Below are 15,870 nucleotides of genomic sequence, written 5' to 3'. Positions count from 1 at the left end.
TTTGTTCTTATCTGCTTTTCTTCCTTCTTTTTGATATAATAGAAGACATCTTATCTGGAAACGACTAGGAAGGTTTATATGACTAACAAAATTATCGCAGTCGATTTGGACGGAACCCTGCTGAATAGTGAAAGCAAGCTCTCCGATTTCACCAAAGAGACGATCAAAAAAATTTCAGAAAAAGGACACCATGTTATCATCACGACGGGACGTCCGTATCGTATGGCAAAAGATTTCTACCGTGAGCTAGAATTGCATACTCCCATGATTAACTTTAATGGTTCCCTTACCCATCTACCAGGACAGGCTTGGGCGCATGAAAAGTGCTTGACCTTGGACAAAAAATACCTCCTAGACATGGTCAAACGCACGGAGGACATCCAGGCTGATTTTATTGCAGGAGAATATCGAAAAAAATTCTATATCACGACACCGAATGAAGAAATTGCAGATCCTAAACTATTTGGCGTAGAGAACTTCCGGCCAGAAAATCAATTCAAACCTGAACGAGTAACCAAAGATCCCAACTGCATCCTCTTGCAAACAAGGGCTGAAGACAAATACGCTTTAGCGGACGAGATGAATCGTTTTTATCAGCACCAACTAGCTATCAATACATGGGGCGGTCCCCTCAACATCCTCGAGTGTACTCCCAAGGGTGTAAACAAGGCCTTTGCTCTAGAGTACTTGCTCAATGTGATGAATCGTGATAAAAAAGACTTAATCGCCTTTGGTGATGAGCATAATGACACTGAAATGTTGGCATTTGCAAGCAAGGGATATGCTATGAAAAACGCCAATCCTGCTCTTCTTCCATATGCAGACGAACAACTTCCTCTGACCAACGAAGAAGATGGAGTTGCCCACGCTTTACAAAATTTATTCCTATAAAAGGGAAGATTGCATGGTCGCAATCTTTCCTTTTTGTTTTCATTTTGTTTTCACAAAAGCGACTTATTTTCTGTATTTTTATATTAAATTTTCTATTACCATTTTCATTTATCTCTCAAAAGCATTGATATATTAATATTTTTAAAAAGTCATTCTATGAAAACTTTTACATCTTTTTAGAAAAAGTAGTTGATTTTTATATGAAAACGGTTTATACTTAAAGTTAGGCTTAAAGTTTTCTTAAACACACAGTCAAACATTTTATAAGGAGGAATGACAATAATGAGTATCGGAATCATTATTGCGAGCCACGGCGAATTTGCTGCGGGTATTCATCAATCAGGATCTATGATCTTTGGTGAACAAGAAAAGGTTCAAGTTGTGACCTTTATGCCAAATGAAGGTCCAGATGACCTTTACGCTAAATTCAATAACGCTGTGGCTGCATTTGACGCAGAAGATGAGGTTCTAGTATTGGCTGACCTTTGGAGTGGATCTCCATTCAACCAAGCTAGCCGCGTGATGGGAGAAAATCCAGAACGTAAATTTGCCATCATCACAGGACTGAACTTGCCGATGTTGATCCAAGCCTACACAGAGCGCCTTATGGACGCGAATGCAGGTGTGGATAAAGTCGCTGCGAATATCATTAAAGAAGCCAAAGATGGCATCAAGGCTCTTCCAGAAGAGCTTAACCCAGTTGAGGAAGTTGCAAGTGCTGCAGCTGCTCCAGTTGCACAAGCTGCTATTCCAGAAGGAACAGTTATCGGTGACGGTAAACTGAAAATCAACCTTGCTCGTCTAGACACTCGTCTCCTTCACGGTCAGGTTGCCACTGCTTGGACTCCTGATTCAAAAGCAGACCGTATCATCGTTGCTTCAGACAACGTTGCAAACGACGAATTGCGTAAAGAATTGATCAAACAAGCAGCTCCAAACGGAGTAAAAGCTAACGTTGTCCCAATCCAGAAATTGATCGACGTTGCAAAAGACCCACGTTTCGGCGAAACTCATGCCCTTATCTTGTTTGAAACTCCACAAGATGCACTTCGTGCTATCGAAGGTGGCGTACCAATCAAGACCCTTAACGTTGGTTCTATGGCTCACTCAACAGGTAAAACAATGATTAACAACGTTTTGTCTATGGACAAAGAAGACGTTGCAACCTTTGAAAAAATGCGTGACCTCGGTGTTGAATTTGACGTACGTAAAGTACCAAACGACACGAAAAAAGATTTGTTTGACTTGATTAAGAAAGCAAATGTTCAATAATGTTAATCTGTTTCTATCATTTTTGAAAACAGGATTAAATACTTTATTAAAACTAAATAGAAAAGGAATAAAACCATGTCAGATATTTCAATCATTTCTGCTATCTTGGTTGTAGTTGTTGCCTTCCTTGCAGGTCTTGAAGGTATCCTCGACCAATTCCAATTCCATCAACCAATCGTCGCATGTACCCTTATCGGACTTGCAACTGGTAACCTCGAAGCAGGTGTTATGCTTGGTGGATCTCTTCAAATGATCGCCCTTGGTTGGGCAAACATCGGAGCTGCCGTAGCTCCTGACGCTGCTCTTGCATCTGTTGCTGCAGCAATCATCTTGATCAAAGGTGGTAACTTTACTACTGAAGGTATCGCCGTTGCAACAGCAACAGCTATCCCTCTTGCCGTAGCTGGACTTTTCTTGACTATGATTGTTCGTACAATCTCAGTTGCCTTAGTTCACTCAGCTGATGCTGCTGCTAAAGACGGAAACATTGCAGCTGTTGAGCGTGCTCACTTTGTTGCACTTCTTCTTCAAGGTCTTCGTATTGCAATCCCAGCTGCCTTCCTTATCGCTATCCCAGCTTCTGCTGTTCAAGACGCTCTTGGTTTGATGCCAGACTGGTTGAACGGTGGTATGGCTGTCGGTGGTGCTATGGTCGTTGCCGTTGGTTATGCTATGGTTATCAACATGATGGCAACTCGTGAAGTATGGCCATTCTTCGCTATCGGTTTTGCTCTTGCAGCAATCTCTCAATTGACTTTGATTGCCCTTGGTGTCATCGGTGTTGCCCTTGCCTTCATCTACCTTAACCTTACAAAACAAGGTGGAAACGGTGGCGGCGGAGCTGCAACTTCTAACGACCCAATCGGTGATATCCTAGAAGACTACTAGAAAGGGGAACAATCATGGCTGAAAAAATTCAATTATCAAAATCAGATCGTCAAAAAGTTTGGTGGCGTTCACAATTCCTTCAAGGTTCTTGGAACTACGAACGTATGCAAAACTTGGGTTGGGCTTACTCATTGATCCCAGCTATCAAAAAATTGTACACTAAAAAAGAAGACCAAGCGGCTGCTCTTGAGCGCCACCTTGAATTCTTCAACACTCACCCATACGTCGCTGCTCCAATCATGGGGGTTACTCTTGCACTTGAAGAAGAGCGCGCTAACGGTGTTGAAATCGACGACGCGGCTATCCAAGGGGTTAAAATCGGTATGATGGGACCTCTTGCTGGTATCGGTGACCCAGTATTCTGGTTTACAGTTCGTCCTATCCTTGGAGCTCTTGGTGCATCACTTGCTGCATCTGGTAACCTTGTTGGTCCACTTCTCTTCTTCTTCGGATGGAATGCTATCCGTATGGCCTTCCTATGGTACACACAAGAGTTCGGTTACAAAGCTGGATCTGAGATCACTAAAGACATGTCTGGTGGTATCTTGAAAGACATCACTAAAGGTGCTTCTATCCTTGGTATGTTCATCCTTGCCGTTCTTGTACAACGTTGGGTATCCATCAACTTCACTATCAACCTTCCAGGCAAACAATTGTCAGAAGGTGCCTACATCAACTTCCCAGAAGGTCCTGTTACAGGAGCTGAGTTGAAGGGCATTCTTGGTCAAGCGCTTAGTGGTATGAGCCTAGATAGAGTTCAACCACAAACGCTTCAAGGTCAGTTGGACTCATTGATTCCAGGATTGATGGGACTTCTCCTTACTTTCCTTTGCATGTGGTTGCTTAAGAAAAAAGTATCTCCAATCACAATCATCCTTGCCCTCTTTGCAGTTGGTATCGCAGCTCGTTTCTTCGGTATCATGTAATCTCGGTGAGAATATATAAACAAAAAAGAATCAGGATTAAACCTGATTCTTTTTATGTATCAACTTTTTCTCCTAGTAAGATAATGAAAGCACCCAATCACCACTGCTAGTATGGCAACATAGAGTAGCTGTTTGGCTTCTAAAGGCACAAAAGCTCCCTGTAGGATAAAAGTATTGGCAAGTACACCAACAAGGGCTGCAAGGCTCAAAAACGTGAGCAAAAGCATCTTGTATCGATTAAAAGGCAAGCTGACCTTGGCAACTAGACACAGACCATTGATCAGGGCAAGGAGGAAGCAAATAAATTTGACCTGACCTGGGACAGTGATAAAGAAATTGGTCAAAAGAACACTAGCAACCAGAACGCCACCACCAATCGCCGCGTTGGTTAGGATATCTCTCATAAAGTGAGTGCTAACCTTTTCTTTATTGGACTCAAAAGTCAGGAAGAAGGATGGAATCCCAATCGTAATGGCTGAAATGATTGTAAACTGAATGGGGATAAAGGCAAATTCCAAACCAAATACCACACTCAAAATGGCAAAAACGATGGAGAAGAAGGTCTTTGTTAGAAAGAGAGAGGCTACCTTTTGGATGTTATTGATGACCCGGCGTCCTTCCATCAAGATATCATAAAATACTGCAAAGTCATCAGTGAGAAAAACAATATTGGATACACTTTTGGCTGCACTCGTAGCCCCCTTCATGGCAAAGCTGATATCTGCTTTCTTGAGAGCCAGAACATCATTGACCCCGTCACCGCTCATGGCAACTGTTTTACCAGCATTTTGCAAAATAGATACCATCTTTTGCTTCTGTTCAGGTGTCACACGTCCAAATATTTCGTGTTCCAAGACCACTCTTTCAAAGTCGTCATCACTCACCTTGGTCATATCAATCGCACGGGCTTCTTCCTTAAAACCTGCCTTACGAGCCACCCCATATACAGCCACATGATTATCACCACTGATAATCTTCACTTCAACACCTTGAGATTCGAAATAGTCAAAGGTTTCCTTGGTATTGTCCTTAATCTCATCTGACAAAACGACGTGGCCTAGTAGTTCCACATTAGCTGGACTCGTAATCTGGTCCCTGCTATGAGCGAGTGTTAAGATTCGAAAACCTTGCTGTTTTAGATGTTCATAGTAGGCATCCATCGGCTGGGTAAAGCCTAGAAACTCATAGGCTCCGAAGAAATAGGTCCCACCCTCTTTTACTTGGACAAAGGAATACTTATTTTTACTTGAAAATGCACCGACTTCTTGAACTTCCCACTTTTTCTCACAGGTTAAGTAAGTCTTCAGAGCTCGGGAAGTTGCATTTTCATCTTCGAAATAAGCCAAATAAGAAGATAGTTTCTCTGCTACATTAGCATCCATTTCTTGGACCTTCATATTCCCCGTCGTGATAGTTCCCGTCTTATCAAAACAAAGAATATCTACTCGCGCCAAGGTCTCTACACAGTATAGCTCCTGTACCAGAACCTTCTTTTTAGCCAGCTTCATGGCTGCTACTGCTAGGGACACACTAACCAAGAGAATCAAACCCTCTGGAATCATGCCGACCAAGGCACCTGAACTTCCTAAAACAATTTCAACATAAGACCGTCCTAGACTAAAACCTCTGACATAGAGCAGAATGGCAACTGGCACCAGCAAGATCGAGACGATTTTTAAAATCTTATCCATGTAATCGCGTAGTTGAGAAGGGTATTTTTTGAATTCCTTGCTGGATTTTGCGAGTTTGTTGATATAACTATCGGGTCCGACCGCCGTCGCCGTGACCAGACAAGTACCGCTAACGACATTGCTTCCGCTCATCAGCTTGTCACCTGCTGTTTTAAAGACTGAATCACTCTCACCAGTCAGCAAGGACTCATCCACTTCGATCGTTCCTTCAAGCACTTCTGCATCGACAGGTACCTGATCTCCCAGATTGAGATGCAGATATTCCCCCAGAACGATGTCTTCTGGATCAATCTCGATCGTTTGACCATCTCGATTGACCTTGTACTTACTTTTACCAAGCAAACTTAGCTTTTCCAAAGCATTTTTTGAACGCACTTCTTGGAAAATCCCGATAGCTGTATTGATAGCAATCACACCTAAAAAGAGCATGTTCTCAAATCGCAAGGTTGTGGCTACCAGAACTGCCAGAGCCAGGTTCATGGCATTAAAGAAGGTAAAGATATTTGAAACGACGATTTCCTTGGTTGTTTTGTAGGGTTTAATGTCGCTGATATTTCGTTGACGATCCTTGATGTCTTGACTGCTTAAATACTTCATTTCTACTCCGATATCCTTTTGTACTACTATAGTAACACATATCTTTTTCTCTGTCACTTAAAGACTCAAAATAAGGAGAACTCCCTTGGCAAGCATCACCTATCGCCACTTCAAGAAGAACTTAAAAAGAGGCTAGGATTCCCCTAACCTCTTTTCTTTATGCTTTATTCTGCCAAGGCTCCCATTGGATCCCATGGTGCAAGTACGATTGGTTCTGCTTCATAGGCAGCTTGTTCTTCTGCTGTCAGCAATTCTTTACGGACAACGATTTGGTAAGTGTATTCGTCCATCCAAGCGTCTGAGGCGACAAAGTAACCATCTGCACCGACCTTGTCTCCCCATGAGTTTTCAACTTTCCACTTGGTTGACTTGCCATTTTCGTCCAAGTCCACACCTGTCAAGACCATGGCGTGGGTCATCAAACTTTCGCTGTAGTCCAAACGTCCAGCCTTGTCTTGAGTCAGTTGAATATCCATGCTTGATTCAAAGTCATAAACATCAGTCGCAAGGATTCCAGCTTTGCGGTTGCTGAGCTGGCCGACATCTGAACCAAACCAAACAGTTTCTCCTGTTTGCATTTGGGCAATCGCCAATTCTTTTAAGCGCTCCATTGGTACGTTGATGTAACGAACTGCACGGCTACCAACCACATTTCCCAACATCTCAACTGTGTAAGATTTACCGTAAGGCTTGTCAGCAGTTGGAGCATTGATAACAGAAACGTAGTCTTCTAGAGGAAGATTGACATATTTCTTGTAAAACTCTTGTGGCGTGATACCCTTTTCGCTTTGGTAGTTATCATCCTTATCGCGATAAGCAAAGTCAAATTTACGCGGTGGAAGACCTAGTGACATAGCAAGGAAGTTAAAGATTTCTTGCAAGAGGTCTTCTTTCTTAGCTTGAACAGTCGCTTGGTCAGCACCAGAAGCGAGCAAGTCACGCAAGATTTGGGCATCTTGGCGAAGCAATTTGTTAAGAATTGCATTGAGCTCACGGCTATTACTAGATGAAACAGACTCAGGGTAAACTGACTTAGGAACGACACCATATTTTTCAAAGAGGGCCACGACCATATCCCACTGTCCACCGTCTTGTTGTGGAGTTTGGAGTAGGAAGCTAACCTTACGGCTCGTCAATTCTTGATCTGCAGTCGCAATGACTTGCTCCAAGAACCAGTTAGATTTTTCATACTTGTCCCAGAAGAAAGTGTGGGCTTGTGACAATTCAAAGTTTTCCAATTTATATTGAGAAATGAGTTTGTGACGGAAGGTGTTGAGAGCTGCAAACATCCAGCAACGACCAGACGCTTTCTGGTTAGTAACCTTGTCCTTGGTCAAATCCAATGAGAAAACAGGTGCATTGTCTACATGACTTTGGCGACGTTCTAGAGCTGCAAAAATTCCATTGTGGCTGGCAGCATTTTCAATTGCTTGGTATTTGACATTTGCTTCATAGTTGGCAAATAGTTTATCTGTAAATGATTCTTGAATCGCGTTCATAGATTCCTCCTTTTATTCTACTGTCTATTATAACTCTTTTCACAAAGGAAGCAACTGAAAAATGAAAAAGGCAGGGACTTTCTCCTCACCTTTTCTAACATAATCCAAACTAAGCAATACTAGCAAGGAGAACTTCTAACTCCTCCTTGGTCAAGCGACGCCATTCTCCTCGTTTCAAATTCTCATCCAAAACTAGAGTCCCCATGGCCAAACGTTGTAGGTCCACTACTTCCTTCCCGCAGTATGCTACCATGCGTTTGACTTGATGAAATTTTCCTTCTCTAATAGTCACCCGAACCTGGCTCTCATCCTTATATGAATCCACTGACAAAATCTCCAGTTTGGCCGGCTGGCAGGTAAAGTCCTTGAGCGGAATACCCTTGGCAAATGCATCCACATCTTCTTGGGTCATAATACCTTTGACTTGAGCCAAATAGGTCTTATCCACATGACGTTTTGGTGAAAGAAGAGCATGGGCAAGCTGGCCGTCATTGGTCAAAAGCAGGAGGCCATGCGTGTCAATATCCAAGCGCCCTACTGGAAAAACTTCCTTGGTTCGAGCAATATCATCCAACAAGTCCAACACTGTTCTGTGTTTAGAATCCTCAGTCGCTGAAATGACTCCTTGGGGCTTGTTCATCATGTAGTAGACAAACTCTTCATACTCCAGCACTTGGCCATCAAAGCGAATCTCATCTCTTTCCTCATTGATCTGCAGTTTAGCTGACTTTTCTTTTTTACCATTTACCGTCACGCGCCCAGCCTTGAGCAAATTTTTGACCTCCGTCCGACTCCCTACAGCGCAGGCAACTAAAAATTTATCTAATCTCATAGAACTATTATATCATACTCAAAAGGAGGCTGGCTCAATGACCAACCTCCTTTTCGTTTCATACTCTTCAAAAATCTCTTCAAACCGCGTCAACGTCGCCTTGCCGTATAGATGTTACTGACTTCGTCAGTTCTATCTACAACCGCAAAGCAGTGCTTTGAGCAGCCTGCTGCTAGTTTCCTAGTTTGCTCTTTGATTTTCATTGAGTATCAGATTTAAGAAATTAACTTCCTCGTCTCCAGAAAATAGCTAAGACAACCATAGCACCTAAAATAGCTGGGATAATGGCCGTTCCAGCTATAATTGGACCCCAAGTTCCAAAGAGCAAGTGGCCCAGAAAGGCACCAATCCAGCCGAGAAACATTTTCCCAAAGCATCCCATGCTCTCTCCACGATTGGTCAAAGCACCTGCCAAAAGTCCCACTAGGAGACCAACAAACATACTTCCAAGCATAACTTCTCCTTAAATTGCCCAGTCTCCATTGCGGAAGAGGGGTACGCGTGTTCCATCCTCACGGATACCATCGATATCCATTTGGCTAGAACCAATCATAAAGTCAACGTGAACATCTGAACGGTTAAGTCCTGCTACTTCAAGATCTTCTTCGCTCATCTCTGCTCCACCAACAACGCTGGTCGCATAGGCAGCACCGATAGCCAAGTGGTTTGACGCATTTTCATCGAAAAGGGTATTAAAGAAGGTAATGCCTGACTGAGAAATTGGACTTGGATCTGGTACCAAAGCACATTCACCCAAGGCACGCGCACCCGCATTTTCAAAGACAAGGTCTTTCATAACCTGGTCACCCTTCTCAGCTGTGATATCAACGATTTGACCATTTTCAAAGGTCACTTTGATGCCTTCGATAATATTTCCATTGTAGCTAAGTGGTTTTGTAGAGGTTACATAACCATCTGCACGACGGAAGTCAGGAGCTGTAAAGACTTCTTCTGTTGGCATATTTGGCAAGAATCCTTCTCCCTGTGCATTGATAGCACCAGCTGATTCCCAAACGTGGTTCTTTGGCAAACCAAGAGTCAAATCTGTCCCTGGCGCTGTGTAGTGAAGGGCTGAGAATTGTTCTTTATTGAGCATTTCTGCCTTGCTCTTGAGGATGGCTGCATGTTCTTCCCAAGCCTTAACTGGATCTTCTTCGTAGACTCGGCAAGTTTTGAAGATTTGATCCCAAAGAAGATCCACTGCTTCTTCATCGCTTGCAGCATTTGGAAAGACCTTCTTAGCCCACTCGAGTCCAGCAGCGGCCGCCACTGTCCAGCTAACCTTGTTGGATTGAGTTGCGATACGCATTGGTTTCATCGCAAGTCCCATCGCTTTGGCAGAAGCTGAAAGCTTATCCGCATCCACTCCGTTCAAGGCACCTGGGTCAGAAGAACGGACACCGAGACGGCTAGCCTTGTTTTCCAAGAGGTAGTTCATCTCAGCAATCTTGTATTCTGGCACATTATCCAGACGCTCTATCGGCGCGTGGAGGAATTTCTCACGGTTGATGACATCATCTGTCCACTGAACGATGACCTCATGTGCACCCAAGGCATAAGCTTCTTTCACGATCAAATGCGCCAACTCACGTTGCTCCACATCAATAGAAAGAGCCAAGGTGTGACCAGGTTGCACATTAATTCCATTCGCAACCAATAATTTCGCATATTTTTCTAGATTTTCTTTAAAATTTGGTAAAACCATTCTATTCTTCCTTTTCTTTTGTTATTTTTCCTTCAAAGCAGAAAATAATCCTGCTAAAGCAATGGCACCAGACAAGAGCGCTGTTGATAGGATAATTGTTTCATCTGCCAGCTCTAGCTGATAGTCAAAAACCTTTTCAGCTGGTTTATCTTCCGCAAAAATCCTAAGCTTCATAAAGATGTTCTCCATTCTAATTCTTAAAACAACTCATCAAACAAACTCAACTGGTTATCCTCTGGCATATTGCCGAGAATCCCCATTTCATCCATCTTTTCAACCAAGGTTGATGAAAGTCCACCACGCTTGCGCAGTTCTGTCTTAGAGAGGAACTCACCCTCTTCACGCGCACGCACCAACTGCTTAGCAACGTTCTCTCCCAGACCATCCATTGCTACAAATGGTGGGATAAGAGTGTCTCCGTCAATGATGAATTCAGTCGCATCACTACGATAGAGGTCTAACTTGCCAAACTTAAAGCCACGTTCCCACATTTCATTGACAATCTCAAGAGTGGTATAGAGGTCAATTTCCACATTAGAGGCTTCATTGTTCTTCCGTTTTTCAGCGATTTCTTCCATTCTGCGCTTGATGGCATCCAAGCCCGCTCCCATGGTCTTGATATCAAAAGCCTTAGCGCGGATTGAAAAGTAAGCACAGTAGTAATAAATGGGATGGTGAACCTTGAAGTAGGCTACGCGCAAGGCCATCATAACGTAGGCTGCCGCATGGGCTTTAGGGAACATATACTTGATTTTTCCACAGGACTCGATATACCACTCTGGCACCTTATTGGCCTTCATGGCTTCGATATAGCCATTTCGCTCCTCTTCGGAGATCTTCAACCACAAGCCCTTACGTACCCGTTCCATGATGGTAAAGGCCATCTTAGGCTCGAGACCCGCATGCATGAGGTAAACCATGATGTCGTCCCGACAACCGATAACAGTCGATAGGTCCGCAATTCCTTGCTTGATCAAATCCTGGGCATTTCCCAACCACACATCGGTACCGTGGGATAATCCAGACAACTGAAGCAATTCCGCAAAGGTCGTCGGATGCGTTTCGTCTACCATCCCACGTACAAAGTTGGTTCCAAACTCTGGGATTCCCAGCATGCCCGTCGGCGTTCCGATTTGCTCAGGTGTTACCCCTAGTACATCAGTTCCAGAAAAGAGGGCCATGACACCTTCATCATCCATAGGAATTTCATTAGGGTCAATACCAGACAAGTCCTGCAATTTTCGAATCATGGTCGGATCATCATGCCCCAGTACATCGAGTTTGAGGACATTCTCATCGATATCATGGAAGTTAAAGTGAGTCGTCTGCCATTCAGCCGTCACGTCATCCGCTGGATACTGAACAGGCGTAAAGTCGTAGACATCCATGTAGTTCGGAATAACAACGATTCCTCCTGGGTGTTGTCCTGTAGTCCGCTTGACACCGGCAGCACCTTGGGCAAGACGTTCCACCTCTGCATCACGATAAAACTTCCCATAGTCTCTCTCATAGCCCTTGACAAATCCATAAGCAGTCTTAGCAGCAACTGTACCAACCGTTCCTGCACGGAAGGCATATTCTTCACCAAAGATATCACGTACATCCAAGTGGGCGCTAGGCTGGTCTTCTCCCGAGAAGTTCAAGTCAATATCGGGAACCTTGTCCCCATCAAAACCAAGGAAGGTCTCGAAAGGAATATCCTGTCCATTTTTGCTGAGTTTATGACCACACTTTGGACAGTCCTTATTAGGCATATCAAACCCTGAACCGTAAGAACCATCCGTGATAAACTCGCTGTACTGACACTGACCACAGACGTAGTGTGGAGAGAGAGGATTAACCTCCGTAATCCCAATCATAGTCGCAACAAAACTGGACCCAACAGACCCACGAGAACCAACCAAGTAGCCCCGTTCATTGGAACGTTGCACCAGCATCTGCGAAGCCAGATAAATCACGGCAAATCCATTCCCCAGAATGGAAGTTAATTCTTTTTCAATCCGCAAATCAACGATATCTGGCAGCGGATTTCCATAAATCTCAAAGGCTTTTTTGTAGGTCAGCTCGGCGACCGTTTCTTCCGCCTTGTCAATGAAAGGTGTGTACAAGTCACCCTTAACAACCTCAACAGGTTCAAAGATTTCTGCCAAGACATTAGTGTTTTCAATAACTAGTTTGCGTGCTAAATCTTCACCCAAGAAGGCAAATTCATCCAACATCTCATTGGTCGTTCGAAAATGAGCCTTTGGAAGAGGAGCTGGTTGGGCATGTTCCCCATGACCAATGGTTCGGTTAATCATAGCCCCTTGTCCCAAACTACGGACGATAATTTCACGGTAAATCTCTTCTTCTGGTTCGATATAGTGGACATTTCCCGTAGCCAGAACAGGCTTGCCAAGACGATCTCCAACCTCTATCAAGCTCTTGATAATGGTCTGAAGTTCCTCCATATCCTTGACCTGCTCTTTGGCAATCAATGGCGCATAGATAGCTGGTGGCATGACCTCGATAAAGTCATAATACTTGGCCACCTCAACCGCCGCATCCACACCTTGGGATACAACCGCGTCAAAAACTTCACCCTCCGAGCAAGCCGACCCCAAAATCAAGCCCTCCCGATGGGCATCTAGAACCGTTCTCGGAATCCGTGGCACTCCTTCAAAGTACTTGGTGTTAGACAAAGAAACCAACTTAAAGATATTTTTCAACCCTACTTGATTCTTAACATAAATTGTCGCATGTTTAATCCGAGCTTTTTTATAAGAGTCTGGACTAATCAAATCAATGTTCAGTCTAGCCAAATCAGTCACACCATGTTTTTCTGCTACCTCTTTGATAAAGATGAAAAGCAAACGACCCGTAGCTTCCGCATCGTAGTTGGCCATGTGGTGGTGTTCAAGTGCTACACCAAAACGCTTAGTCAAAGGCCCCAAACCATGACGTTTATACTCAGGATAGAGATTTCTAGCAAACTCCAGCGTATCGATGACTGGCTGGCTAATTTTAGGAAGACCATGACGATCATAGTTAGCATTCATAAAGCCAACATCAAAGGTAGCATTGTGGGCGACTAAGACTGTATCCTTGCAAAATTCTTGGAATTCTTGCAAAACTTGTTCCAGTGGTTTGGCATTTTTAACATGGTCATCTGTAATTCCAGTCAACTCAGTAGTAAAAGCGGACAAGGGATGCCCAGGATTGATAAATTCATCAAATTCGGCAATAACATTCCCCTTGTACATCTTAGAGGCCGCAACCTGAATCAAATCATTATAGATAGCTGAAAGTCCCGTCGTTTCCACGTCAAAAACTACATAGGTCGCTTCTGACAAGTCCATCTCCACTTCGTTATAAACGATTGGAACACGATCCTCCACGATATTGGCTTCCATTCCATAGATCAGCTGGATTCCAGCTTTCTTGGCCGCCTTATAGCCGTGTGGGAAAGATTGAACATTTCCATGGTCCGTGATGGCAACCGCCTTGTGTCCCCACTTAGCAGCTATCGCAACGATCTCCTCTACTTCTGGTAGAGCATCCATAGTCGACATATTAGTATGAGCATGAAACTCAACCCGACGCTCACCTTCTGGCATCAAATCCTTCCGCTCATAGTGAACAACTTCCTGCACATCCTGGACGTTCATGGTCAAATCACGTGTGAAGTTATTCATCTCCACATTCCCACGAACTCGGAGCCAAGAATTCTTCTTAATGATGTCAAACTTCTGAGCCTCTTCCTCATTCTTAACCCATTTTTGCATTGAAAAACTTGAAGTGTAATCCGTCATTTTAAAATTGATCAAAACGCGACCAGTTCTGGTCACCTTATGCTCCACATCAAAAACGACCCCTTCAAAGACCAGGCGATTTTCCTCAGTCGTCACGTCGATCATCTGGGTAACTTCAGCCTTATCTAGTTTAGGCTTGACCGCAGCCTTTTTAGCGTGAAAATCAAAGGCTGGCTTCTCTTCTACTGGAGGAGGAGCCATTTGTTCCAGTTGCTCCATAGCCCGGAGCGCTTCCTCATTGGCAGCCTGAACGATTTGTTCATTCTCGGTATGGAAGGCTTCCTCCTGCTCTTGTGTAAGAGCATCATTCTTTTCTATTTGACATACAAAAGCTGGAAAACCAAACTTTTCGAGTTGCTTTGCCAAATTAGGAAGATGATTCTTCTTAAAGTGCTCCTTATCAATCGCCTCTGAACCTTCAATAATGAGTTGATTTCCCTCCGCACGAACTTGCAAGTTCTGGTAAAGAGATTTAAACCCTTGACTTGCACACGGACCTTCAGAAAAAGCCTCTCTATAGTAGGCTTGTAAGAGTTCATTTGAAAATTCTAGAGAGAGAACCTTGATTTCGAAAACAGCTCGATTCCCTGTCTTAGAAAATTCTTCACCAAGCCCTTTCTTTAACTCTAAAAAGATTTCAATCGGTAAAATATTAGAAAATACAAAATGAAATTCCCAAATCTTACTAATTTTATGAACCACAACACGCTCAATTCTGGCATCAACAAGAGCAGGATCCTGCTTTAAATGATCAGAGATTCCTAGTTGATTCATTAAAATTTCAAACTTACTTGACATTCATTTTCCTCACATTATTCTCTTACTATTTTACCATAATTAAAGAAAATATATGACTAGTACCATTCCTTAAGCACTGCTAGTTTACACAAATTTATTCCGTAAACAAAAAAGAAGACTCTCAGAATCTCCTTAGTAAATAAAAAAAAGATACCCTAAAGTATCCTCGTAATCGATCGGGAAGACAGGATTCGAACCTGCGACACCTTGGTCCCAAACCAAGTACTCTACCAAGCTGAGCTACTTCCCGCGTTAAATAAAAAAATGCACCCTAGAGGAGTCGAACCTCTAACCGCCTGATTCGTAGTCAGGTACTCTATCCAGTTGAGCTAAGGGTGCTCATCATTATATGCCGAGGACCGGAATCGAACCGGTACGATCGTTACCAATCGCAGGATTTTAAGTCCTGTGCGTCTGCCAGTTCCGCCACCCCGGCCTCTCTAAGCGAACGACGGGATTCGAACCCGCGACCCCCACCTTGGCAAGGTGGTGTTCTACCACTGAACTACGTTCGCATCGACCTCTTATTCTATATAAAAAAATGCCGGCTACATGACTTGAACACGCGACCCTCTGATTACAAATCAGATGCTCTACCAACTGAGCTAAGCCGGCTACTTTCTATTATGCGGGTTAAGGGACTTGAACCCCCACGCCGTTAAGCGCCAGATCCTAAATCTGGTGCGTCTGCCAATTCCGCCAAACCCGCAAATATGACCCGTACTGGGCTCGAACCAGTGACCCATTGATTAAAAGTCAATTGCTCTACCAACTGAGCTAACGAGTCTAAAATAACTTCCGTTATCTTAAACGGTCCCGACGGGAATCGAACCCGCGATCTTCGCCGTGACAGGGCGACGTGATAACCGCTACACTACGGGACCTATGGGAGTTAACGGGATCGAACCGCTGACCCTCTGCTTGTAAGGCAGATGCTCTCCCAGCTGAGCTAAACTCCCAAAAAGGAAGTCTCTAAACTT

At 43.8% G+C, this 15,870-nt stretch carries 11 protein-coding genes and 9 tRNA genes; 4 read left to right on the top strand and 16 right to left on the bottom strand.

What is annotated here, in order from left to right; translation table 11 throughout:
- Positions 1-78: 78 nt before the first annotated feature.
- From B7720_RS04645 to B7720_RS04630, 4 genes are all read left to right on the top strand, one after another.
- The gene (locus B7720_RS04645) at positions 79-891 is read left to right on the top strand and encodes a Cof-type HAD-IIB family hydrolase (RefSeq protein ID WP_049477763.1); all 813 of its coding nucleotides are present in this window, start codon (positions 79-81) and stop codon (positions 889-891) included.
- Between the two features lie 282 nt (positions 892-1,173).
- Entirely contained in the window at positions 1,174-2,163 is a 990-nt protein-coding gene (locus tag B7720_RS04640; RefSeq protein WP_084856752.1) for a PTS sugar transporter subunit IIB, read from the top strand.
- 75 nt (positions 2,164-2,238) lie between these two features.
- The gene (locus tag B7720_RS04635; RefSeq protein WP_084856750.1) at positions 2,239-3,051 is read left to right on the top strand and encodes a PTS mannose/fructose/sorbose transporter subunit IIC; all 813 of its coding nucleotides are present in this window, start codon (positions 2,239-2,241) and stop codon (positions 3,049-3,051) included.
- A 14-nt stretch (positions 3,052-3,065) separates the two neighbouring features.
- Positions 3,066-3,977: a PTS system mannose/fructose/sorbose family transporter subunit IID gene (locus B7720_RS04630; protein ID WP_000818322.1), complete on the top strand. Its 912-nt coding sequence runs from the start codon at positions 3,066-3,068 to the stop codon at positions 3,975-3,977.
- 59 nt (positions 3,978-4,036) lie between these two features.
- On the opposite strand, the gene B7720_RS04625 is transcribed toward B7720_RS04630, so the two are convergent.
- The 16 genes from B7720_RS04625 to B7720_RS04540 all read right to left on the bottom strand — a co-directional run bounded on the left by B7720_RS04625 (position 4,037) and on the right by B7720_RS04540 (position 15,849).
- Entirely contained in the window at positions 4,037-6,265 is a 2,229-nt protein-coding gene (locus tag B7720_RS04625) for an HAD-IC family P-type ATPase (protein ID WP_033605604.1), read from the bottom strand.
- 164 nt (positions 6,266-6,429) lie between these two features.
- The gene (pepC, locus tag B7720_RS04620) at positions 6,430-7,764 is read right to left on the bottom strand and encodes an aminopeptidase C (protein WP_000991645.1); all 1,335 of its coding nucleotides are present in this window, start codon (positions 7,762-7,764) and stop codon (positions 6,430-6,432) included.
- 109 nt (positions 7,765-7,873) lie between these two features.
- Complete coding sequence (locus tag B7720_RS04610; RefSeq protein ID WP_070696048.1) at positions 7,874-8,596, bottom strand: pseudouridine synthase; 723 nt, start codon at positions 8,594-8,596, stop codon at positions 7,874-7,876.
- Between the two features lie 223 nt (positions 8,597-8,819).
- Complete coding sequence (locus tag B7720_RS04600; protein WP_084856747.1) at positions 8,820-9,050, bottom strand: GlsB/YeaQ/YmgE family stress response membrane protein; 231 nt, start codon at positions 9,048-9,050, stop codon at positions 8,820-8,822.
- A 9-nt stretch (positions 9,051-9,059) separates the two neighbouring features.
- A complete protein-coding gene (locus tag B7720_RS04595; RefSeq protein WP_084856745.1) occupies positions 9,060-10,301 on the bottom strand; it encodes an aminopeptidase in 1,242 nt (413 codons plus the stop codon).
- 21 nt (positions 10,302-10,322) lie between these two features.
- The gene (locus B7720_RS09725) at positions 10,323-10,475 is read right to left on the bottom strand and encodes a hypothetical protein (RefSeq protein WP_000776617.1); all 153 of its coding nucleotides are present in this window, start codon (positions 10,473-10,475) and stop codon (positions 10,323-10,325) included.
- 23 nt (positions 10,476-10,498) lie between these two features.
- Positions 10,499-14,890 carry a PolC-type DNA polymerase III gene (locus tag B7720_RS04585; protein ID WP_084856742.1) on the bottom strand — a complete coding sequence of 1,464 codons (4,392 nt, stop codon included), beginning with the start codon at positions 14,888-14,890 and terminating at the stop codon, positions 10,499-10,501.
- Between the two features lie 176 nt (positions 14,891-15,066).
- Positions 15,067-15,140: transfer RNA gene (locus B7720_RS04580), tRNA-Pro, on the bottom strand.
- A gap of 15 nt (positions 15,141-15,155) precedes the next feature.
- Positions 15,156-15,229 (bottom strand) — tRNA-Arg (locus B7720_RS04575).
- Positions 15,230-15,240: 11 nt separating this feature from the next.
- Positions 15,241-15,326 (bottom strand) — tRNA-Leu (locus B7720_RS04570).
- 7 nt (positions 15,327-15,333) lie between these two features.
- Positions 15,334-15,405, bottom strand: a tRNA-Gly gene (locus tag B7720_RS04565).
- A gap of 27 nt (positions 15,406-15,432) precedes the next feature.
- Positions 15,433-15,505, bottom strand: a tRNA-Thr gene (locus B7720_RS04560).
- A gap of 12 nt (positions 15,506-15,517) precedes the next feature.
- Positions 15,518-15,599, bottom strand: a tRNA-Leu gene (locus tag B7720_RS04555).
- A 5-nt stretch (positions 15,600-15,604) separates the two neighbouring features.
- Positions 15,605-15,677 (bottom strand) — tRNA-Lys (locus B7720_RS04550).
- A 24-nt stretch (positions 15,678-15,701) separates the two neighbouring features.
- Positions 15,702-15,774 (bottom strand) — tRNA-Asp (locus B7720_RS04545).
- 2 nt (positions 15,775-15,776) lie between these two features.
- Positions 15,777-15,849 (bottom strand) — tRNA-Val (locus B7720_RS04540).
- Between the last annotated feature and the right edge of the window lie 21 nt (positions 15,850-15,870).

The organism is Streptococcus oralis subsp. oralis, assembly GCF_002096455.1.
GTDB classification, from domain to species: domain Bacteria; phylum Bacillota; class Bacilli; order Lactobacillales; family Streptococcaceae; genus Streptococcus; species Streptococcus oralis_CY.
Note: the sequence above shows the minus strand (reverse complement) of the source record. Positions and strands in the feature narration are given on the sequence as shown.